The sequence below is a fragment of the Streptomyces sp. NPDC003032 genome (genome assembly GCF_053591415.1).
The window spans coordinates 60,842-81,698 of sequence record NZ_JBSFTT010000031.1; the positions used below are offsets into that span (position 1 = coordinate 60,842).

Genomic DNA, 20,857 nt, shown 5'->3' on the forward strand with positions numbered 1-20,857 from the left:
AACCCCCCGCCGGGTGCCTCCGCCGGGCGCCTCCCGAACACGACGAAACCCCCGCCCGGACCTGGGTCCGGACGAGGGCTGTCAGAGAAGGGGCTCTCAGAGAAGGAGTCTCAGAGAAGCCGCCGCTCAGGCGAAGAGCGCTGGAATCGTCCCCTCGTGCGCCTCGCGCAGCTCGCTCAGCGGCAGCGTGAACTCGCCCTGCAACTCGATCGCGTCGCCGTCCACGACACCGACGCGCGTGACCGGCAGGCCCCGCGCCCCGCACATGTCGGTGAAGCGCAGCTCCTCGCTGCGCGGCACGGCCACGACCGCGCGCCCCGCCGACTCGGAGAACAGGAGGGTGAACGCGTCCAGGCCGTCCGGGACGATCAGCCGCGCGCCCCTCCCGCCGCGCAGGCAGGACTCGGTCACGGCCTGCACCAGACCGCCGTCCGACAGGTCGTGCGCGGCGTCGATCATGCCGTCGCGCGAGGCCGAGATCAGGATGTCCGCGAGCAGCTTCTCGCGGCCCAGGTCGACCTGGGGCGGCAGACCGCCGAGGTGGTCGTGGACCACCTGCGACCAGGCCGAACCGCCGAACTCCTCGCGCGTCTCGCCGAGCAGGTAGAGGAGCTGGCCCTCCTCCCCGAAGGCGATCGGCGTGCGGCGCGCCACGTCGTCGATCACGCCGAGCACGGCGACGACCGGCGTCGGGTGGATGGCGGCCTCGCCGGTCTGGTTGTAGAGCGAGACGTTGCCGCCGGTGACCGGGGTGCCCAGCTCCAGGCAGCCGTCCGCGAGGCCGCGGACGGCCTCGGCGAACTGCCACATGACGTCCGGGTCCTCGGGCGAACCGAAGTTCAGGCAGTCCGAGATCGCGAGCGGCTTGGCACCGGATGCGGCCACATTGCGGTACGACTCGGCGAGCGCGAGCTGCGCGCCCGTGTACGGGTCGAGCTTCGCGAACCGGCCGTTGCCGTCGGTGGCGATGGCGACGCCGAGGCCCGTCTCCTCGTTGATCCGGATCATCCCGGAGTCTTCGGGCATGGCGAGCACGGTGTTGCCCTGCACGAAGTGGTCGTACTGCTCGGTGACCCAGGACTTCGCGGCCTGGTTCGGGGCGGCGACCAGCTTGAGGACCTGCTCGCGCAGCTCGTCCGCGTTCGCCGGGCGGGCCAGCTTGTTCGCGTCGTCGGCCTGGAGCGCGTCCTGCCAGGACGGGCGGGCGTACGGACGTTCGTAGACCGGGCCGTCGTGCGCGACCGTGCGCGGGTCGACGTCGACGATCTTCTCGCCGTGCCAGAAGATCTCCAGGCGGTCGCCGTCCGTCACCTCACCGACGACGGTGGCGATGACGTCCCACTTCTCGCAGATCTCCAGGAAGCGCGCGACCTTCTCGGGCTCGACGACCGCGCACATGCGTTCCTGCGACTCACTCATGAGGATCTCCTCGGGAGTGAGCGTGGAGTCGCGCAGCGGTACGTCGTCCAGCTCTACCCGCATGCCGCCGGAGCCGTTGGACGCCAACTCACTGGTGGCGCAGGAGAGCCCGGCCGCGCCCAGGTCCTGGATGCCGACGACCAGCTTCTCGGCGAAGGCCTCCAGGGTGCACTCGATGAGGAGCTTCTCCTGGAAGGGGTCACCGACCTGGACGGCGGGGCGCTTGGACGGCTTGCTGTCGTCGAAGGTCTCGGAAGCCAGGATCGAGGCGCCGCCGATGCCGTCGCCGCCGGTTCGGGCGCCGTAGAGGATGACCTTGTTGCCGGGGCCGGACGCCTTCGCGAGGTGGATGTCCTCATGCCGCATCACGCCGATGGCACCGGCGTTGACCAGCGGGTTTCCCTGGTAGCAGGCGTCGAAGACCAGCTCGCCGCCGATGTTCGGCAGACCCAGGCAGTTGCCGTAGCCGCCGATGCCCGCGACGACTCCGGGGAGCACACGCTTGGTGTCGGGGTGGTTCGCGTCACCCATCCGCAGCGGGTCCACGACCGCGACCGGGCGCGCGCCCATCGCGATGATGTCGCGGACGATGCCGCCGACGCCGGTGGCCGCGCCCTGGTAGGGCTCGACGTAGGAGGGGTGGTTGTGCGACTCGACCTTGAAGGTCACGGCGTAGCCCTGACCCACATCCACGACTCCGGCGTTCTCACCGATGCCGACGAGCATGGCGTCGTTCTCCGGCACCTTCTCGCCGAACTGCCGCAGGTGGACCTTGCTGCTCTTGTACGAGCAGTGCTCGGACCACATGACGGAGTACATGGCCAGCTCGGCGCCGGTGGGGCGGCGGCCGAGGATCTCGCGGACGCGCTCGTACTCGTCTTCCTTCAGGCCCAGTTCGGCCCAGGGCAGCTTGACGTCGGGAGTCTCGGCTGCGTGCTTGACGGTGTCCAGAGTCATCAGGCGTTGGCCCTGTTCATGAGGTTCTTCAGGATCGAGGTGAAGAATCCGAGGCCGTCGGTGCGGCCGGTCCCGACCAGCGGCTCCACGGCGTGCTCGGGGTGCGGCATGAGACCGACGACATTGCCCGCCTCGTTGGTGATGCCGGCGATGTCACGGAGCGAGCCGTTCGGGTTCGTGTCGAGGTACCGGAAGGCGACGCGGCCCTCGGCCTCCAGCATGTCCAGGGTGCGCTCGTCCGCGACGTACTGCCCGTCGATGTTCTTGAGCGGGATCGAGATCTCCTGGCCGGCCGTGTAGTCGGCGGTCCAGGCGGTCCGGTCGCTCTCCACGCGCAGCTTCTGCTCGCGGCAGATGAAGTGCAGGTGGTTGTTGCGCAGCATCGCGCCCGGCAGGAGGTGCGTCTCGGTGAGCACCTGGAAGCCGTTGCAGATGCCGAGCACCGGCATTCCGGCCTTCGCCTGCTCGATGACGGACTCCATCACCGGCGAGAAACGCGAGATGGCACCGGCCCGCAGATAGTCGCCGTAGGAGAAACCGCCGGGCAGCACCACGGCGTCGACCTGCTTGAGGTCCTTGTCCTTGTGCCAGAGCGGCACGGCCTCGGCGCCGGCCACGCGGACGGCGCGCTGGGTGTCGCGGTCGTCGAGGGTTCCGGGGAAAGTGACGACTCCAATTCGAGCAGTCACTTCTCTTCCTCCACCTTTACGACGAAGTCCTCGATCACGGTGTTGGCGAGGAAGGTTTCCGCCATCTCGTGGATACGGGCGAGGGCCGCGTCGTCGACCGGCCCGTCGACCTCGAGTTCGAAACGCTTTCCCTGACGTACGTCGGAGATGCCCTGGAAACCGAGGCGCGGCAGTGCACGCTGCACCGCCTGGCCCTGGGGGTCGAGGATCTCCGGCTTGAGCATGACGTCGACTACGACGCGTGCCACTGGCACTCCCGGTGTGTGGTGCTGGCGTGTGCTGCTTGCTGGTGCTGAGCAGGTTCCTTCAGACTACCGGCACAAAATTTCTACTCGCGTAGATTCGTAGGAAACTACGTGATGACGGTCACGTTCCGATGATCCGAAAGGTATCGAACAGGGCACCTTCACAGAGAATCCAGGAAAAGATCACGGATCCGCATTGCCGCCGGACACGCGGAGGTATTCGGCCGGACTTCACAATTCAATGCCAGGCACTGTACAAAGGAAATGGCAATAGTCGATACTTTGCCCAAATCAGCCGGACAGTCGGCATCACCGCACGTCAGCGCGGTGGGCCGCACGAAGGGACCGATATTCGTGGCGCAGCGTGTCGTAGTCACTCTCTTTGACGACATGGACGGCGGGGAAGCGGCGGAAACGGTCGCGTTCGGTCTTGACGGGAAGTCGTACGAGATCGACCTCAACCAAACCAATGCCAAGAAACTGCGCACGGCACTTGCCCCGTACCTGGAGGCGGCCCGTAAGCAGTCGAAGTCCGGGAAGGCGTTCCGGCACACAGCCGTGTCCCCTGCCCCGTCGGCCGTCCGGGCCTGGGCGCGCTCGCACCAGATGAACGTGCCGCCGCGCGGCCGCATCCCCAAGAAGGTCTACGAGGCGTTCGAGGCCGCCAACTGACCTCGCGCTCCACGCGGTCCCCGAGCCCCTCGCGGCAACCGACTTGCGCTGCACCCCCGCTGGTCAGCTAGAGTCTGGAGCACGCCGAGGGGTAAGGCCGAAAAGCCGGACCTCACGGAGTCTGTGCGGGTGTAGTTCAGTAGTAGAACATCCCCCTTCCAGGGGGAAGGCGCAGTGTGCAATTCCTGTCACCCGCTCCGCACCGCTTACGGACCAGTCATCTGGTTGCGGTAAGCTGGTGCTCGCGCCGACCAGTGAGAGCTGGTCGGAGGCAGTGCGAACGTAGCTCAGTTGGTAGAGCGCAACCTTGCCAAGGTTGAGGTCGCGAGTTCGAACCTCGTCGTTCGCTCCAGTCAAGAAGGTCCCGGTCGATCCGACCGGGACCTTCTTCGTGTGCGTACATCGTGTGCGTACATCGTGTGCGTACATCGTGGGTGTACGCCGTGTGCGTGCGCCTTGTGCGTGCGCCGTGTACGGGGCCGGGTGCTTCTGACATTTGTCATACGGGCCGGTGACAGCGCGCACTGCTCCCGCGTCCGGGGCCGGGAGATGCTCTTCCCATGACTGACCAAGTGATCGACGTGACGGATCTCCGGCGCGTGTACGGGGGCGGTTTCGAGGCGGTGCGGGGGATCTCCTTCGGCGTCGGCCGGGGCGAGCTGTTCGCGCTGCTCGGCACCAACGGCGCCGGCAAGACGTCCACCGTCGAACTGCTCGAAGGCCTCGCGGCACCGGCCGGCGGACACGTCCGGGTCCTCGGGCACGACCCGTACACCGAGCGGAGCGCGGTGCGGCCGCGCATCGGCGTCATGCTCCAGGAGGGCGGCTTCCCCGCCGAGTTGACGGTCGCGGAGACCGTGCGGATGTGGGCCGGGTGCACCAGCGGTGCGCGGCCCGCCGCGGAGGCCCTGGACATCGTGGGGCTCGGCAAGCGGTCCGGCGTCCGCGTGAAGCAGCTGTCCGGCGGCGAGAAGCGGCGGCTCGACCTGGCCATGGCGCTCATCGGGCGGCCCGAGGTGCTCTTCCTCGACGAGCCCACCACCGGGCTCGACGCCGAGGGGCGCCGCGAGACCTGGGAGCTGGTCCGGGAACTGCGCGAGGGCGGCACCACCGTGCTGCTGACCACGCACTACCTCGAAGAGGCCGAGGAGCTGGCCGACCGGCTCGCGATCCTGCACGAGGGGCGGATCGCCGCCGAGGGAAGCGTCGCCGACGTGGTCGCCGCGCAGCCCTCCCACGTCTCCTTCGAACTGCCCGAGGGGTACTTCGTCGGCGATCTGCCGCCGCTCGCCGAGCTCGGCGTGACCGGGCACGAGACCGCGGGGCGCCGGGTGAGGCTGCGTACGAACGAACTGCAACGGGCCGCCACAGGGCTGCTTCTGTGGGCCAGGGACGCGCGGGTCGAGCTGGGGGCGCTCGATGTGCGGGCGGCCTCGCTGGAGGAGGCGTTCCTGCGGATCGCGCGAGATGCGGAGAGCACAGAAAGCACGGAGAGCACGGGAGGCACGGGGAACGGGGCCTCCCAGGGGGTTCCCGCCGAGAAGGAGATGGCGATATGAGCACGGGCACAGTGGCTGTGACGACCCCCGGGGGGCGGATGCGGGCGCTGGCGCGTGCCGAGCTGACGCTGCTCGGGCGAAGCAAGGGAACGCTGTTCGCGGCGCTGTTCGTGCCGGTGGCGCTGCCGTTCAGCCTCAGCTCGGCGATGGACGAGGCCGACCTGTTGGACGTCGGGCTCTCCGTCGGCACCATGGTCCTGCCGTCCGCCATCGGCTTCTCGCTGGTCTTCGCCGTCTACGGCTCCCTGATCGGCGTCTTCGTGGCCCGGCGCGAGGAGCTGGTGCTGAAGCGGCTGCGGACCGGAGAGCTGCGGGACCACGAGATCCTGGTGGGCGCCTCGCTGCCCGCCGTCGCCATAGGCCTCGTACAGATACTGCTGCTCACGGCCGGCTGCCTCGCGCTGCTGGACGCGGGGGCGCCCGACAACGTGCTGTACCCGGTCCTCGGCGTACTCCTCGGCGTCGTGATGTTCGGGGCGCTCGCGGCCGTCACGGCGAGCTTCAGCAAGACGTCGGAGACCGCCCAGGTCATGAGCATGCCGCTGATCTTCGCGTCGATGCTGGGCTCCGGGCTGACCGTGCCGCTCGAAAGCATGCCCGACACCCTCGCCTCCGTCTGCGAACTCCTTCCGCTCTCCCCGGTGATCGAACTCGTGCGCGGCGGCTGGACCGGCGGCCTCTCGGTGGGCGACGCCCTCGGTGCCACGGCCACCGCGGTGGCCTGGACGGTCCTCGCGGTGTTTGCTGTACGCCGATGGTTCCGCTGGGAACCCCGGCACTGAGAGGGGCGGTCGAGGTGGTGGGCCGGATTCGGCGCTGGCAGCGTGGCTGGCACGCGCGGAGCAAGATCGAGAAGGTCGAGTTCCAGAGCGTCGCCATGTGGCACGCCCTGCCGTGGGTCTTCTACCTCAGCTGGAGCTCGCTGCCGCTGGGCCTGAGCCTGCGCCCGGAGCCCGCGGCGCGGATCCTCGGCTGGACGCTGATCGTGGTCGGCGCGGCGCAGTGCGTACACGCCAATCGCTCGCTGCGGCGGTCGCTCGACCACTTCCTGAAGCGAGGCGAGCTGCCGCGCCGCGACATCGCCGTGGCCGGCGTCCTGATGGGCGTCGCCTATGCCCTGGCGGTCGCCCTGGAGGCCATGGACGGGGTCAGGGACGGACTGCTCGGCCTCACCGTCATGTACCTGATGATCCCGTTCTGTCAGGCACTGTCCTTCGCCATCACCGTCCGGGGCTTCCTGGCCCGCGTCGCGATCATGGACGTCGTGCTCGTGGCCGCGTTCGCCGCCGCCGGCGCGCGGGACGGGCGGCTGCTCGCACTCGCCGGTCTGATCGCCTTGGGCGGCCTGTTGACCCTGCTGTCCGCGCGCTGCGGCGCCTGGACGCTCTCCGTGATGTGGGAGGCCGACCACGCCAGGGAGGTCGAGGCACGGCTCGCGGTCGCCGAGGAGCGGCTGCGGTTCGGGCGTGACCTGCACGACGTCATGGGCCGCAACCTCGCCGTCATCGCGCTCAAGAGTGAACTGGCCGTGCAGCTCGCCCGGCGCGGGCGCCCCGAAGCCGTGGACCAGATGGTCGAGGTGCAGCGCATCGCGCAGGAGTCGCAGCGTGAGGTGCGCGAAGTCGTCCGCGGCTACCGCGGGATCGACCTCGACGTCGAACTCATCGGCGCCCGGGGGGTCCTCGACGCCGCGGGGATCACCTGTCGGACGACGGGGTCGGCGGCGGGACTGCCGGCTCCCGTGCAGTCCGCGCTCGGCTGGGTCGTGCGGGAGGCGGCCACCAATGTGCTGCGGCACGGCGATGCCAGGCGCTGCGACATCACCCTGACGGTGACGTCGGAACGTACGACGCTGACCGTGGAGAACGACGGAGCGCCTGACGCCCCGGTGTCCGGTGCCGCCCCGGTGTCCGGCGAGGCGACGGCGCCCGGTGACGCCCCGGTGCCTGGCGTCGCCCCGGTGCCCGGTAAGGCAACGGCGCCCGCCGAGGCACCCGACACCGCATCGAGCGGCGGCTCAGGGCTCGCCGGGCTGCGGGAGCGGCTCGGAGAGGTGGGCGGGACGCTGGACGCCGCCTGCGACGCGGGACGGTTCCGCCTCACCGCGCGGGTGCCGCTGAAGCCGACCGCCACCGACAGCCCCGCCGAGGTACAGGAAGAAGTCCTGCTGTGAGCCTGCGCGTGCTGCTCGCCGACGACGAGCACCTCATCCGGGGCGCCCTCGCCGCGCTGCTCGCCCTGGAGGACGACCTCGTCGTCGTCGCCGAGGCGGCGACCGGCCCCGAGGCCCTCGCCATGGCGCGGGCCCACCGGCCCGACGTCGCGGTGCTCGACCTCCAGATGCCGGGCGCCGACGGTGTGAAGGTGGCCACATCCCTGCGGGACGAACTCCCGCACTGCCGGACCATGATCGTGACAAGCCATGGCAGACCGGGGCATCTCAAGCGGGCCCTCGCGGTGGGCGTGCGCGGCTTCGTGCCGAAGACGGTGAGCGCGCGGCGGCTCGCCGAGATCATCCGCACCGTGCACGCCGGACATCGCTACGTGGACCCGGAGTTGGCCGCCGACGCGATCTCCGCCGGGGACTCGCCGCTGACCGCCCGCGAGGCCGAGGTGCTCGAACTCGCCGTCGACGGGGCGCCCGTCGCGGAGATCGCCGAGCGCGCCGCGCTGTCCCCCGGAACCGTCCGCAACTACCTCTCCTCGGCGGCGACCAAGATCGGGGCGGAGAACCGTCATGCGGCGGCGCGTCTCGCACGCGAGCGAGGTTGGGTATAGTTGTGCTCGCGCTTCGGCGCAGCGCGGACGTAGCTCAGTTGGTAGAGCGCAACCTTGCCAAGGTTGAGGTCGCCAGTTCGAACCTGGTCGTCCGCTCCAGATGAAAGGCCCCGGTCGATTCGACCGGGGCCTTCTTCGTGCTCCTGCCCAGCTCTTCGCGCTCGGCTACCAGGTGGTGCCGGTCAGACGCTCGTACGCCTCGATGTACTTGGCGCGCGTGGCGTCCACCACGTCCTGCGGGAGCGCCGGCGGCGGCTGCTCGCTCCTGCGGTCCCAGCCCGAGGCCGGCGAGGTCAGCCAGTCCCGCACGAACTGCTTGTCGTACGACGGCTGGGCGCGGCCCGGCTCCCACTGGTCCGCGGGCCAGAAGCGCGACGAGTCGGGCGTCAGGACCTCGTCGCCGATGATCAGCGCCGTGCCGTCGAAGCCGAACTCGAACTTCGTGTCGGCGAGGATCAGGCCGCGCTCACGCGCGATGTCCCGCGCCCGGCTGTAGACGGCGAGCGTCGCCTGGCGGAGCTTGGCGGCGGTCTCCGGGCCGACCTGGCGGGCGACCTCTTCATAGCTCACGTTCTCGTCGTGCTCGCCGACCGCCGCCTTCGCGGCGGGCGTGAAGATCGGCCCGGGCAGCTCCGAGCCGTCGACGAGGCCTTCGGGCAGGGCGAGGCCGCAGACGGTGCGGGTGTCGTTGTACTCCAGGAGGCCCGAGCCGGTGAGGTAGCCACGGGCCACGCACTCGACCGGGATCATCTCCAGGGACTTGCAGACGAGCGTGCGGCCCGCCCAGTCGGCGGGGGCGCCCTGTGGCGGGTCGGTGGAGATGACGTGGTTCGGGACGAGGTCCGCGAGCTGGTCGAACCACCACAGGGAGAGCTGGGTGAGGACGCGGCCCTTGTCGGGGATCTCCGAGGGCAGCACCCAGTCATAGGCGGAGAGCCGGTCACTGGCGACCATGACCAGGTCGCCCGCCTCGTTCTGGTACAGCTCGCGCACCTTGCCGGTGTGGAGGTGCACCAGGCCCGGGATCTGAAGCGGCTCGGGCTTTTCTACGAATCCGGACACGGTTCCCTCCAGTGGTTCTGGCCAAGTTGGGGTTGATTCTCCCGTATCGGAGGCGTGGTCTTGGCCAGGGGTGGGGTGGAGCGGGGTGATCGCGGGGGTTTCGGGGGCCGCAGGGGTCTCGGGGGCCGCGGGGCGGGGGCTCGGGGGTCTCGGGGGTCGCGTCGATCAGTCCCGCTTGCAGATGCGGTCCAGGAGGTTGGCCGTGGCGCGCTGGACGCGGGTGTCCACGTGGCCCGGACGGTCGAGCGCCGGGGACCAGGCGAACGTGCCGGACGCGAAGACGAGGGCCCCCGAAGGGGCGCGGTAGAGCGACGACTCCTGGTGGCGGGTGACGCCCTCCGCGTCGGCGTACGGCGAGTGGGCGAGCAGGATGCGGCCCTGGTGCTCGGGGAGCGCCGTCCGCGGGTAGTAGCGGTCGGCCTCGCCCGCGACCAGGCCCGCGATCTCGTCGCCCTCGTGCGCGCCCGTCGCCTCCCACAGCCAGTGCCCGGCGTTGCGGACGACGAGGGGGTGCGGCTCGGGGACGCGGCCCGCGTACTGGATGCCGAGCAGTTGCTGTTCGGCCGTCTTGCCGCCGTCCCGCTCGCGCCAGAGGGCGGGCCTGCCGGGGCCGCGGCGCTTGCGGCAGGTCAGCAGGCGGTCCGGGACCCCGGACGGGGAGGGGCCCAGCTCCACCTGCCAGTACATGGTGTTGGCGGAGAGGAAGACCAGGGAGGTGCCGCCGTCGCGGGCCAGCTCGGTGGTGCGGCGCATGGCCGGGGACCAGTACTCGTCGTGGCCCGGGAAGACCAGGCCCCGGTAGCGGCTCGGGTCGATGCGGCCGGCGTGCAGGTCGCGGGCGTCGGCGTACGCCAGGTCGTAGCCGTACCGCTCGGCCCAGCGGATGAAGTCGTAGGCGTGACCCACGTGCAGGGGCAGGCCCGCGCCCGCGTACGGACGGTCGAAGGAGACCGTCACGGCGGCCTCGCTCTCGCCGAGGAGGCGGCCCTCCTCGTCCCACGCGTGGTAGAGGCTGGCGCCCGTGCGGCCGTCCTCCGGGTAGAGGTTGTACGCCTGCCACGTCACGTCCGGCAGGAGGAGCAGGAGGTCGGCGGGGTGGCTGTCGCGGACCGTGAAGGGCACGTGCGAGCGGTACCCGTCGTCGGTGGTGAGCACCGCCACGTACGCCCCGATGCTCCAGTAGCTCGGGATCTGCAGGCGCCAGGAGAGCCACCAGTGGTGGCAGGAGACCGTGCGGTCCGCGGTGAGCGGGGGCGGCTGGACGATGCCGGACAGGCGGGGGCTGGTCGTGATCTTTCTGGCGCCGTCCCCTCCGTAGTGCCCGATGCGGTAGATGTCGACGCTGAACTGCTGGGGCGGGTCGACCGTGACGTGGAAGTCGATCGCCTCGCCCGGGGCGGCGGCGCCGGTGGAGGTGAAGCCCTTGATCTGGCGGCGCACGTCATCGGCGGTCTTGGGGCCGCCGGTGCGGGGCGCCGGGATGTTCGCGCCCGGGGCCGGGGCGTGGTCGACGTACCAGGGCACGACTTTGCCGGTGCCGTCGAAGTAGTGCTCGGATCCGCGTAGCCAGGGCAGCGGGCCCTGGCCGAAGGGGTCCGACACGGCGTGCGCCAGCGCGCCCGATTCCCAGCGGCGGATCGGCTCCTGCCCCATGTCTTCCCCTCCCACGCTCCCCTGAGCCTGCGGCGCCGACGGTACGTACGGCTCGGCGACCGCTCCCAGCACATCACATTACGCACGCGCTCCGTCACCGTTCGTCGTTAATTGACAGGAGCGGGAGGGGAGTTCTGGGTGGGCGGGGCCGTTTGAGGGGCCGTTTGGTGAGGCCGTTTGGTGAGGCCGTTTGGTGAGGCACCGGACGCCGGAAGTCCGGCGTCGGGCCTCGGACGCCGGACCCCCGATGCGGGGGCTTCAGGTCAAGGTCCGGGGTCAGACCAGGCGGACCGGCTTCTCCTGGCGGACGCCCAGGCGGGCGAGCCACTCGCGCAGGGCGGACGGGTCGCCGTGCTCGACGAGACGCAGGACACGCGGCGCGAGATCCGCCGCCCGCTCGCCGTCGACCAGCAGGGCCGGACCGTCGAGCCAGTCGAGGCCGGGCACGGCTCCGGCCGTGTCGACAGCCGCGCAGCACACCATCGCCGTGACGTGGTCGGCCAGCAGTTCGCGGCCGGTACGCGGCGGTTGAAGCGGGAACAGCGGCAGCGCGCCGTCGTCCCACAGCGCCTCGTCGGGCCCCTGTCCCGCAGGAGCCGGACGGGGCGGCGCCGCGGCCTCCTCCCGCGCCAACTCGGCACTGAGACCGGCGGCGAGGATGCCGCTGGGGCCTTCGTCGTGGGGGTCGGCGTCGTCGGGGTCGGGGTCGGCGTCGTCAGGGTCGATGTGAGCGTCGACGACGTGGGGCTCCATGCCGTGGGCTACGGAGTCGCGGACAGCGGCGGAACGGGCGTCGGCGACGCGGGCGGCAGCGGGGCGGTGGCCCTCGGGGTGACCACCGTCGACGTCACGGACGCCAGCGTCGTACGCGGCGGCGTCATAGGCGCCCGCAGCGGCACGGCGACCGTCGGATTCGCCGCCGTCGACGTCACGGGCGCCAGCGTCATAGGCGCCCGCAGCGGCGGGGCGGCCGTCGGTGTCACGGGCGTCGGAGTCGCGCGGGGCAGCGGCGGGGTCGGAGGTGTCGTAGGGGCCGGCGGCGTGCGCTGCCGCTGCCGCTGCCGCTGCCGCTTCCGCTTCCGGGGGCGGTGAGGCCTCGTACGCCACGGGGTGGCTCGTCAGGTGGTCCAGGACTCGGGCCAGGGTCGCGCCCTCGGGGTCGGGGGCCGTCGGGTCGGCGGAGTGGTCGGTGTCCAGGGAGTCCAGGACGCGATGCAGGCGGGCCGCGTCCATGCGCCACTTGCGGTCCACGACCTCGTCCGGATACTCCTGCCAGGCCACCGGCGCCCAGTCCGGACCCTGCTCGGCGGGGCCGCCGTGGAAGAGGCGGGCGGCGAGCAGCGACGCCGCCTCGTCCACGGAACCGGGCTCCTCCAGGAGGTCGCAGGCGGGACGCTCCCCCAGGCGCGAGGCGAAGCCCTCCGCCAGGCGGTCCCTGCGGGACAGCTCCGTGAGCGCGGAGACCACGCCCGCGTCGAGCCGGGAGGGCCAACGGCCCATGCGCCAGGCAGGCAGCGCGACCCGGGTGAGCAGCCGGTCCCATCCGGCGTACGCCAGGCCGACCTGCTCCTGGGCGACGATCCGCACCCCGTAGTCGACGGTCTGGGCGCGCTCGGCGGCCGCCGCGGCGACACCCCGCTCCATCTCGGCGGCGTGCACCCGGCAGTTGCGCAGGAGCAGCCGGGCGATCCAGCCGACGCCGCCGAGCACCGTACGGGTCAGAGGGCCGCGGCCGGGGGCCGATGCGACCGCGACCGCGGCGTCGAGTCCGCGCACGAAGCGCCGGGCGGCCGCTATGTCGGGGTGCGCGGAGGGGCCCGTGCCCGCCACGACGGGGGCGAGCACCGCGCGCAGCTCCCCGACCCGCATCCACCACAGGAACGGGGAGCCGATCACGAGTACGGGCGCGGTGGAGGGCGGGGGCTGCGGGGCTGACGCGGAGGCGTCGCGCACACCGTCGGGGGCCTCGCCACGCGTGAACCCGGAGGTGCCCCGGGCCCCGGAGGCGCCCCGGGCCCGCACGGGCGGCCCGTGCGCCGGATGAGTGCGGTCCTCCAGCCAGCTGTCGCAGTCGGGAGTGAGCGCTATCGCAGAGGGCGCGGGCACGTCCAGCCGGTCGGCGAGATCACGGACCAGGCGGTACAGATCGGGGGCGGACTCCTCTGCGATCGGGACCGTCGGGCTCAGGGCGGGCCTGGCCCGGGCGACGACCAGCGCGACGCCCGCCGCGGCGAGCAGCACCAGCAGGGCGAGCGCCGTCACGATCCAGCGCACGACGTCCCAACTCCCGCCGCTTATATGCCCCGTGGCCCTGCCCGCGAGCAGCACGACGGCGGCGGCCGCGGGCAGCAGGGCGACGGCCAGCGCCCTGCTGCGCAGACGCAGCACGGCGAGGGCCCGGGAGCGCGCGGCCTGCGCGCCGACCTCCACACCCGTACCTGACACGACCGATGGCACCCCCTACTGCCTACTGCTCGGCCGCCGGCCGGGGCCGACGGCGCTCATCAATGGCGTTGGTGTTGCTCACTCCCCCACTGTGGCACCCGCCGCTGACAGCGCAATGCCGGTGGTCTGTTTGGCTCTGGGCGTCCTGAACACCTGTGCCGCACCCTAGTTGGGGTCCCGGTCGTCGTCAGCCGGATGGGGCAGCGGTCACTCGATGGAATGGCTTTGGCTAAAGGTGGCTGCCGAAAAGGCCCCGGATCCAGTGTCAGATCCGGGGCCTGAGGGGGAAGGAGGGGCGGTATGAGAAGCGGTATGAGAAGCGGTATGAGCGGAAATGTGAGGGGCGGTATGAAGGCGTCTGAAGTCGGCTGAAGTCACGTACGAGCGAGGCGGGTCACGCCTCCGCGGCCGCCTTCGCCGCGATGTCCGTGCGGTGCTGCGCGCCGTCGAGACGGATGCGGGTCAGCGCGGCGTACGCGCGTTCGCGGGCCTCGGTGAGGTCGGCGCCGGTGGCCGTCACGGACAGCACACGGCCGCCCGCGCTGACGACGGCGTCGCCGTCCTGCCTGGTCCCGGCGTGCAGAACGTACGCGTGAGGCGCATCCTTCGCCGCGACCTCGTCGAGCCCCTCGATGGGGTCACCCGTGCGAGGCGTACCGGGGTAGTTGTGCGAGGCGACGACCACGGTCACCGCGGCCTCGTCGCTCCAGCGCAGCGGGGGCAGATCGGCGAGGTTGCCGGTCGCCGCGGCGAGGAGGAGCCCGGCGAGCGGGGTCTTCAGGCGGGCCAGGACCACCTGGGTCTCGGGGTCGCCGAAACGGGCGTTGAACTCGATGACGCGTACGCCGCGACTGGTGATCGCGAGGCCCGCGTACAGCAGCCCGGTGAACGGGGTGCCGCGGCGGCGCAGCTCGTCGACGGTCGGCTGGAGCACGCTCTGCATGACGTCGTCGACCAGCTTCGGGTCGGCCCACGGGAGGGGCGAGTAGGCGCCCATGCCGCCCGTGTTCGGGCCCTCGTCGCCGTCGAGCGCGCGCTTGAAGTCCTGGGCGGGCCTCAGCGGGACGACCGTCTCGCCGTCGGTGATCGCGAAGAGGGAGACCTCGGGGCCGTCCAGGAACTCCTCGATGACCACGCGGTCGCAGGCGAGGGCGTGCTCGCGGGCCGCCTCGATGTCGTCGGTGACGACGACGCCCTTGCCGGCGGCGAGCCCGTCGTCCTTGACGACGTACGGCGCTCCGAAGGCGTCGAGCGCCTCGTCGACCTCCTCCGCGGTCGTACAGACGTACGACCGGGCGGTCGGTACGCTCGCGCCCGCCATGACGTCCTTGGCGAACGCCTTGGAGCCCTCCAGCCGGGCGGCCTCCTGGGACGGGCCGAAGCAGGGGATGCCCGCGGCGCGTACGGCGTCGGCGACGCCGGCGACGAGCGGGGCCTCCGGGCCCACGACGACGAGCCCCGCGCCCAACCGCTGGGCGAGGGACGCCACGGCGGCGCCGTCGAGGGCGTCGACCTGGTGCGTCCGCGCCACTTCCGCGGTGCCGGCGTTGCCGGGGGCGCAGTGCAGCTCGGAGACGTCGGGGTCGAGGGACAGAGAGCGGCACAGGGCGTGTTCGCGGGCACCACTGCCGATGACGAGGACCTTCACGGTGGTCAGCCTAGCCCGCGGGGCGGGGTGGGTTCGTACGGGCCACCAGGTCTGGCTCCGGAGCCTCTTGTACGTTCCTCCAGTCGGCCTGGGCTGGGCCGCCTGCCCCGGTGCGCCGCCCCCGCCCCGAACCGCCGCCCCGCGGCGGACGTCTCCCACCTACCCACCCGTTTGCCCGGCGATTACAGGGGGGCCGCCCTGGGGCTGCCGCCCCGGCTAGTCGATCGGGTACTCGCCAGCCGCTGCCTTCCCGCCCAGCTCTCGGGCGATCAGGGCGCGCGCTGCCTTCGCGTCCAGTTCTCGGGCCTTCAGGGCGTGGCCGCGAAGGCCGCTCAGCGACGATTCCAGGGCGGGACCAACCGAGTTGGTCGACCGGGTACTCGCCGACCGCTGCCTTCCCGCCCAGTCCCCGGGGCGATCACTGCCCCTGCCCCCGCCCAGCCCTCGGGCGACCAAGGCGTGCCCGCGGAGACCGTTCGCCCGGTGACCCCGGCGAGACCGCCCCGGGCTAGTCGACCGGGCACTTCACCGACCACTGCCCCTGCCCCCGCCCAGCCCTCGGGCGACCAAGGCGTGCCCGCGGAGACCGTTGCCCGGCGATTCCAGGCAGGGCGGGAGCGGGGCCGACCGAGTTAGTCGTTCGGGTACTCGTCGACCACCGTCGCGCCCAGTTCTCTGACGATCAGGTCGTGGCCGGAGAGGGCCGATTCGACCAGGTCCGGGTCGTCGTCCTCGGGGACGTCGTCCTCGGGGGAGACGTGTTCCGGGGCGGGGGCCGAGCGGCGGGGCGGGGTCGGGTCCGGGGCCGGTGGGGGCGGGGTCGGGGCGGTCGGGGGCGGGGTCGGCTGCTGCGGCGGGGCCGGGGGGCGCGGGGCGGCGCCGCCGAAGTTGGCCGCGGCCGGCGGGGGCGCGGAGCCGCCGGACGGGTCGACGATCGCCTCGACCTTCCACTGCACGCCGAACTGCTCGGACAGCGCCTGCCGCAGCACGTCCTCGCTGCCGCTGCTGGCGAAGTTGTCCCTCGCCCCCGCGTTGACGAAGCCGATCTGGAGCGTCGTGCCGTCGAAGCCCGCCACCTGGGCGTTCTGGCTGAGCAGGATCCAGGTGAAGCGGCGGCGGTTCTTCACCGCCTCGAGGATGTTCGGCCAGAGGCTGCGCGGGTCGGGCCCGCCGACGGGGGCCGCCTGGGGGGCCATGGGCGCCGGGGCCGGGGCAGCCGCCGGGGCGGAAGTCTGCGCGGCCGCGGCCGGGGCCGGGGCTCCGCGGCCCGAGGGCGCCGCGGTGGGCCAGCCACCCGGACGCGGCGCTGCCTCAGAGGCAGGAGCAGGAGCGGCAGCGGGAGTCGCGGGCGGGGCCGCCGGGCCGCTGCCGGGGGCCGAAGCCGTCGGCCAGCCACCGGGCCGCCGCTCACCCGCAGGAGCGGCGGGCGGAGCGGCGGGGGGCGCTGCCTGAGGGGTCGGCGCCGCAGCTGTGGCCGGTGCGGCCGCTTCCGGCGCCGGGGAGGGGCCGTCCTGCGGCGCCCCCGCCCCTCGTACAGCCGCACGCGCGGCGGCGGGCCCGCCCCCCGGAGGCACCGCGGACACCGCCGACACCGGAGAGGCCGCGGGCATCTGCGGGGCCGACGCCAGACCGCCCGCATGGGCCTCCGGCCCGGGCACGTACGCCATCGCGAGACCGGGGCCCTGGCCGCCCGGGACGAAGTTCCCGCCGCGCTCCAGGCGGTCGAGGCGGGCCATGACGGAGCGCTCGTCGTCGTACGCCGCGGGGAGCAGCACGCGCGCGCAGATCAGTTCCAGCTGGAGCCGCGGCGAGGTGGCGCCGCGCATTTCGGTCAGGCCTTCGTTGACGATGTCGGCGGCGCGGCTGAGTTCGGCGCCTCCGAAGACACCGGCCTGCGCCCGCATCCGCTCGACGACGTCGGCGGGGGCGTCGATGAGCCCCTTCTCGGCGGCGTCCGGCACGGCCGCGAGGATCACGAGGTCGCGCAGCCGCTCCAGGAGGTCGGCCACGAAGCGCCGCGGGTCGTTGCCGCCCTCGATGACGCGGTCCACGACCTCGAAGGCCGCCGCCCCGTCCCCGGAGGCGAAGGCCTCGATCACGGAGTCCAGCAGCGAACCGTCCGTGTATCCGAGCAGGGACGTCGCCATGGCATACGTCACACCTGCCTCGGCCGCACTGGCGAGCAGCTGGTCCATGACGGACATCGAGTCACGCACCGATCCGGCGCCGGCGCGCACGACCAGCGGCAGCACGCCTTCCTCGACGGCCATCTCCTCGCGGCCGCAGACCTCCGCCAGGTACTCACGGAGGGTGCCGGGGGGCACGAGGCGGAACGGATAGTGGTGCGTACGCGACCGGATCGTGCCGATGACCTTCTCGGGCTCGGTCGTCGCGAAGATGAACTTGAGGTGCTCCGGGGGCTCCTCGACCACCTTCAGCAGGGCGTTGAACCCCGCCGATGTGACCATGTGGGCCTCGTCGATGATGTAGATCTTGTACCGGCTCGACGCGGGGCCGAAGAAGGCCTTCTCGCGCAGGTCACGGGCGTCGTCCACGCCGCCGTGCGACGCGGCGTCGATCTCGATGACGTCGATCGATCCCGGACCGTTCCTCGCCAGGTCGCGGCAGGACTGGCACTCGCCGCAGGGCGTGGGAGTGGGACCCTGCTCACAGTTGAGACAGCGGGCCAGGATGCGCGCGCTCGTCGTCTTGCCGCAGCCGCGCGGGCCACTGAACAGGTACGCGTGATTGACCCGGTTGTTCCGCAGCGCCTGCTGCAGCGGGTCTGTCACATGCTCCTGCCCGATGACCTCGGCGAACGACTCCGGGCGATAACGGCGGTACAACGCGAGAGACGACACGCATACGAGGTTATAGGCGACCACTGACAACCCGGACCGCCCCAACGCAAAGCGCCCCCCACGCACCCGCCAGAGCCGACCTACCCTTGCTGCCTTCCGGCCCTGGGGGAGTTCAGTCAGATAGCGCCACGTGAGGGGCTGAGCCCCACCCTAGCGGATCCCCGGGGCCGCGAGCGACGCCGGGAGCCACCCTCACGACCCGGAAAGCCACCACCGGGATCGTGTTCGCGAGCACTGCCCAACGTCTTGTATTGTTTGCGGCGGAGGATTCGCCTAGTGGCCTAGGGCGCACGCTTGGAAAGCGTGTTGGGGGCAACCCCTCACGAGTTCGAATCTCGTATCCTCCGCACCCGCCCGTCAGGGCAAACGAAGGGTCCGACCGCTCAGCGGTCGGACCCTTCGTTGTTCCGTGGTCGCAGTTTCGGTTGCGTTTATAGGCGACATTTAGGATATTGCCCTCAAGTGCGAGTTCGGGGCCCCGGGCCGATGCCGCGGTCATAGCCCGATCATCCGGACCTTGCTGCCGCACAGCCGGGTCATGTCATCGACAGCCGACGTGAGGATGGCGACCGGGCCAGGCTGACGCAAGGCCGCTTCCGCGACGGTGGCGTCGATCACGTACTTGTGTCCGGGCGGACCGGCGCCCTTGAGCAGTTGGGCGGCCGCCTTGGCCGCCGCCTCCGTGATCGGCTCCACCTTGGCCCGGGAGGGCGTCCACCGCAGCCGGTTCCTGCGCCACCCAGGCCGACAGCCCCTCGCTGTCCAGGACGACGGTCTCAATGTGCCCGCTCACGCGGCGCTCGCTCCGCCGGCGGCCGACGTCGTGCCGAAGAGGCGCGCCCGCGCCTCGGCCAGCTCTTCCTCACTGAAGGACCCGTACTGGTCTGTGTGGCTGCGCAGGTCGGCCCCCAGGAGCTGGTGCCGGATCTGCCCGGCTCTCGGTCTCGCAGTTGCAGGACGGCCCGGAACTGCCGTCGGCGTCCTTCGGGTACGTCGACGCGCGGGGAGACACTGACCTCGACGGTGAGCGCCGCCTGGGTTTCCTCGGCCCATTCACGCAAGGTGGGCACGGCGCGGGCCTCGCTCCAGGCGTACGGCAGCGCTCCCATGGCGAGCGGCGCGGCCGACGTACGGGCCAGATCATCGGCGACCGCGTCGCAGAACTGGCGTACCAGCACCCTTCTCGCCCTGCGCCGCGGCGCCCGCGCCTGGCCCCCGCTGCGGAGGCTGCTCAACGATGCCGCTCCCGATCAGCTCCGGCTGACCGACGACGAAGCCTTCGATCTCCTTGGGGACGCCACGGACGCCCTGCGCGTGGCCGGTGTCGACGTGCACTGGCACCGTTCGTCGGACGAACTGCGGCCGTGCCGCGTCCAAATGACCCAATGTCCACTCTCGAAGGTGTGGGCCCGGCTGTCTCGGGCCTTGAAAGCCCGGTGAACTGGGAAGAATTGCCGCAAATGCTTCCCCATACCCGGGGCGGCACGGACATTCGACCAGAGGGTGAAGATGATCAAGAAGGCTCTTACGTGCGCGGCCATCGTCGCAGCCGCCATGACAGTCGGCACGAGCTCTGCCTCTGCCCACGACCGCGGCATGGAGGATGACAGGCGTCCGTATGCCGCCGTATGGGGTGGTGGCAAGTTCGACGTCGTCAAGAGCTCCAGCAACGCCGGAATCTTCAGCGGTGAAGGACACTACGGCGGATTCCGCGGCTCCAACCGCTGAGTAACCGCGGTCTTCTCGGCTCTTCACGGACGGTTGGAAAACAGTCCGTGAAGAGCCGTTTTTCGTGTGTCGAGCCGCTCGACAAAACAGCGACGGCCCCACCCGCCCACGGCGGAGGAGCCGTAACAACTAAGCAGTGCGGAGAGACCAAACGCCGGGGCCGCTGTGGGAACAGCGGCCCCGGGTCCGTAGCAGGGCCTCGCCTACCGCCGGACTGCGTCGGCGTCAGTCGATGACGGCGCCGAGGACGGGCAGCGCGGGGGAGCCCGAGTCGTCCGAGACGTGCGACTTCTGGCGGATCTCGTTGCACTGGAAGGCGCGGGCCTCGTCCAGCACCTCGACCGTGATGACGTCGATGTCCTGGACGGTCGGGCAGACGTCTCGGATGATCTCGACGTTCTGCGAGTAGTGACCGTGCACCTCTTCGTCGGCCATGGCCGGAGTGGCGGCCATGCCGGTGGCGGTCAGCGTCAGCATCGAGCCGGCGAGAATCTTCTTGGCGTTCATGGTTTTTCTGTGCCTTCCTGGCGTCCGGGTAGCTGCGGCGCTTTCAGTAAGCGCCGACAGTCCCTCTAACTGCCTTGCTGATGCCGGGGTTCCGACGCTTAAAACCCATTCACCCTTTTGCAGCAACATATGGCGGCCACAGGGCAATCCGGCGTCGTATTAGCCGACCACGCGGTGTGATACGAAAAATGGATGGGCCCCGAGTCGCGCGATTGTATCGGCGACCCGGGGCCCAGCTGCCTCTATGCGAAAAAGCTAGTCGTTGATTACCTTGCCGAGAATCGGCAGCGCGGGGGCGGACGAGCTGTCATGGACCTTGGAACCCTGACGGACCTCGTTGCACTGGAAGGCGCGGGCCTCGTCCAGCACCTCGACCGTGATGACGTCGATGTCCTGAACGGTCGGGCAGACGTCTCGGATGACCTGAATGTTCTGCGAGTAGTGACCGTGTACCTCTTCGTCGGCCATGGCCGGAGTAACGGCCACGCCGGTAGCGGTCAGCGTCAGCATCGAGCCGGCGACAATCTTCTTCACACTCATGGTGTGTACCTTCCTGCATATATGGGCGTCTCCCAGTGAGTGCGCCAGCGAAATCACTAACAGTGCGTTCCGTGGTGACGTTTCTCCGGACGGG

General features: G+C 71.1%; 17 protein-coding genes, 4 tRNA genes, 1 other RNA gene and 1 pseudogene. 11 read left to right on the forward strand and 12 right to left on the reverse strand.

What is annotated here, in order from left to right; all coding sequences use genetic code 11:
* Positions 1 to 126 precede the first annotated feature (126 nt).
* From purL to purS, 3 genes are read right to left on the reverse strand one after another with little or no spacing between them, the layout of a single operon-like run.
* The gene (purL, locus tag ACWDZ7_RS33100) at positions 127 to 2,376 is read right to left on the reverse strand and encodes a phosphoribosylformylglycinamidine synthase subunit PurL (protein WP_451802133.1); all 2,250 of its coding nucleotides are present in this window, start codon (positions 2,374 to 2,376) and stop codon (positions 127 to 129) included.
* Positions 2,376 to 3,065 carry a phosphoribosylformylglycinamidine synthase subunit PurQ gene (gene purQ / locus ACWDZ7_RS33105; RefSeq protein ID WP_451802135.1) on the reverse strand — a complete coding sequence of 230 codons (690 nt, stop codon included), beginning with the start codon at positions 3,063 to 3,065 and terminating at the stop codon, positions 2,376 to 2,378. The genes purL and purQ overlap by 1 nt, the downstream gene beginning before the upstream one ends.
* The gene (gene purS, locus ACWDZ7_RS33110) at positions 3,062 to 3,313 is read right to left on the reverse strand and encodes a phosphoribosylformylglycinamidine synthase subunit PurS (protein WP_125513820.1); all 252 of its coding nucleotides are present in this window, start codon (positions 3,311 to 3,313) and stop codon (positions 3,062 to 3,064) included. The genes purQ and purS overlap by 4 nt, the downstream gene beginning before the upstream one ends.
* 351 nt (positions 3,314 to 3,664) lie before the next feature.
* On the opposite strand from purS, the gene ACWDZ7_RS33115 reads away from it, so the two are divergent.
* The 8 genes from ACWDZ7_RS33115 (at position 3,665) to ACWDZ7_RS33150 (ending at position 8,418) form a co-directional block, all read left to right on the forward strand.
* A complete protein-coding gene (locus ACWDZ7_RS33115; protein WP_451802137.1) occupies positions 3,665 to 3,982 on the forward strand; it encodes a histone-like nucleoid-structuring protein Lsr2 in 318 nt (105 codons plus the stop codon).
* Between the two features lie 125 nt (positions 3,983 to 4,107).
* Positions 4,108 to 4,179: transfer RNA gene (locus ACWDZ7_RS33120), tRNA-Gly, on the forward strand.
* A gap of 79 nt (positions 4,180 to 4,258) precedes the next feature.
* Positions 4,259 to 4,334, forward strand: a tRNA-Gly gene (locus ACWDZ7_RS33125).
* A 208-nt stretch (positions 4,335 to 4,542) separates the two neighbouring features.
* Entirely contained in the window at positions 4,543 to 5,541 is a 999-nt protein-coding gene (locus ACWDZ7_RS33130) for an ABC transporter ATP-binding protein (RefSeq protein ID WP_451802139.1), read from the forward strand.
* Positions 5,538 to 6,323, forward strand: a complete 786-nt coding sequence (locus ACWDZ7_RS33135; RefSeq protein WP_451802141.1) for an ABC transporter permease — start codon at positions 5,538 to 5,540, stop codon at positions 6,321 to 6,323. The genes ACWDZ7_RS33130 and ACWDZ7_RS33135 overlap by 4 nt, the downstream gene beginning before the upstream one ends.
* Entirely contained in the window at positions 6,296 to 7,714 is a 1,419-nt protein-coding gene (locus ACWDZ7_RS33140) for a sensor histidine kinase (protein ID WP_451802142.1), read from the forward strand. Before ACWDZ7_RS33135 ends, ACWDZ7_RS33140 begins: the two co-directional genes overlap by 28 nt.
* Positions 7,711 to 8,319 carry a response regulator gene (locus ACWDZ7_RS33145; protein WP_451802143.1) on the forward strand — a complete coding sequence of 203 codons (609 nt, stop codon included), beginning with the start codon at positions 7,711 to 7,713 and terminating at the stop codon, positions 8,317 to 8,319. The genes ACWDZ7_RS33140 and ACWDZ7_RS33145 overlap by 4 nt, the downstream gene beginning before the upstream one ends.
* 23 nt (positions 8,320 to 8,342) lie before the next feature.
* Positions 8,343 to 8,418, forward strand: a tRNA-Gly gene (locus ACWDZ7_RS33150).
* A gap of 66 nt (positions 8,419 to 8,484) precedes the next feature.
* On the opposite strand, the gene ACWDZ7_RS33155 is transcribed toward ACWDZ7_RS33150, so the two are convergent.
* The 6 genes from ACWDZ7_RS33155 to ffs form a co-directional block, all read right to left on the reverse strand.
* Entirely contained in the window at positions 8,485 to 9,381 is an 897-nt protein-coding gene (locus ACWDZ7_RS33155) for a phosphoribosylaminoimidazolesuccinocarboxamide synthase (protein WP_451802145.1), read from the reverse strand.
* Positions 9,382 to 9,546: 165 nt separating this feature from the next.
* The gene (locus ACWDZ7_RS33160; RefSeq protein WP_451802146.1) at positions 9,547 to 11,034 is read right to left on the reverse strand and encodes a N,N-dimethylformamidase beta subunit family domain-containing protein; all 1,488 of its coding nucleotides are present in this window, start codon (positions 11,032 to 11,034) and stop codon (positions 9,547 to 9,549) included.
* Between the two features lie 276 nt (positions 11,035 to 11,310).
* Complete coding sequence (locus tag ACWDZ7_RS33165; protein WP_451802148.1) at positions 11,311 to 13,479, reverse strand: hypothetical protein; 2,169 nt, start codon at positions 13,477 to 13,479, stop codon at positions 11,311 to 11,313.
* 394 nt (positions 13,480 to 13,873) lie between these two features.
* Complete coding sequence (gene purD / locus ACWDZ7_RS33170) at positions 13,874 to 15,127, reverse strand: phosphoribosylamine--glycine ligase (RefSeq protein WP_451802150.1); 1,254 nt, start codon at positions 15,125 to 15,127, stop codon at positions 13,874 to 13,876.
* Positions 15,128 to 15,759: 632 nt separating this feature from the next.
* Positions 15,760 to 17,988: a DNA polymerase III subunit gamma and tau gene (locus ACWDZ7_RS33175; protein WP_451802152.1), complete on the reverse strand. Its 2,229-nt coding sequence runs from the start codon at positions 17,986 to 17,988 to the stop codon at positions 15,760 to 15,762.
* A 44-nt stretch (positions 17,989 to 18,032) separates the two neighbouring features.
* Positions 18,033 to 18,131, reverse strand: an RNA gene (ffs, locus tag ACWDZ7_RS33180) — signal recognition particle sRNA small type.
* 119 nt (positions 18,132 to 18,250) lie between these two features.
* On the opposite strand from ffs, the gene ACWDZ7_RS33185 reads away from it, so the two are divergent.
* Positions 18,251 to 18,335 (forward strand) — tRNA-Ser (locus ACWDZ7_RS33185).
* 148 nt (positions 18,336 to 18,483) lie between these two features.
* Here ACWDZ7_RS33185 and ACWDZ7_RS33190 read toward each other — a convergent pair.
* Positions 18,484 to 18,781: pseudogene (locus ACWDZ7_RS33190) on the reverse strand (DNA-binding protein).
* A gap of 230 nt (positions 18,782 to 19,011) precedes the next feature.
* On the opposite strand from ACWDZ7_RS33190, the gene ACWDZ7_RS33195 reads away from it, so the two are divergent.
* Entirely contained in the window at positions 19,012 to 19,428 is a 417-nt protein-coding gene (locus tag ACWDZ7_RS33195; RefSeq protein WP_451802154.1) for a hypothetical protein, read from the forward strand.
* A gap of 63 nt (positions 19,429 to 19,491) precedes the next feature.
* Positions 19,492 to 19,716 carry a hypothetical protein gene (locus ACWDZ7_RS33200; RefSeq protein WP_451802155.1) on the forward strand — a complete coding sequence of 75 codons (225 nt, stop codon included), beginning with the start codon at positions 19,492 to 19,494 and terminating at the stop codon, positions 19,714 to 19,716.
* Between the two features lie 225 nt (positions 19,717 to 19,941).
* Here the strand turns inward: ACWDZ7_RS33200 and ACWDZ7_RS33205 are convergent, their stop codons facing one another.
* Positions 19,942 to 20,223 carry a hypothetical protein gene (locus ACWDZ7_RS33205; protein ID WP_451802156.1) on the reverse strand — a complete coding sequence of 94 codons (282 nt, stop codon included), beginning with the start codon at positions 20,221 to 20,223 and terminating at the stop codon, positions 19,942 to 19,944.
* Positions 20,224 to 20,478: 255 nt separating this feature from the next.
* Positions 20,479 to 20,763 (reverse strand): hypothetical protein, encoded by a 285-nt coding sequence (locus ACWDZ7_RS33210; RefSeq protein WP_451802158.1) that lies wholly within the window; start codon positions 20,761 to 20,763, stop codon positions 20,479 to 20,481.
* Between the last annotated feature and the right edge of the window lie 94 nt (positions 20,764 to 20,857).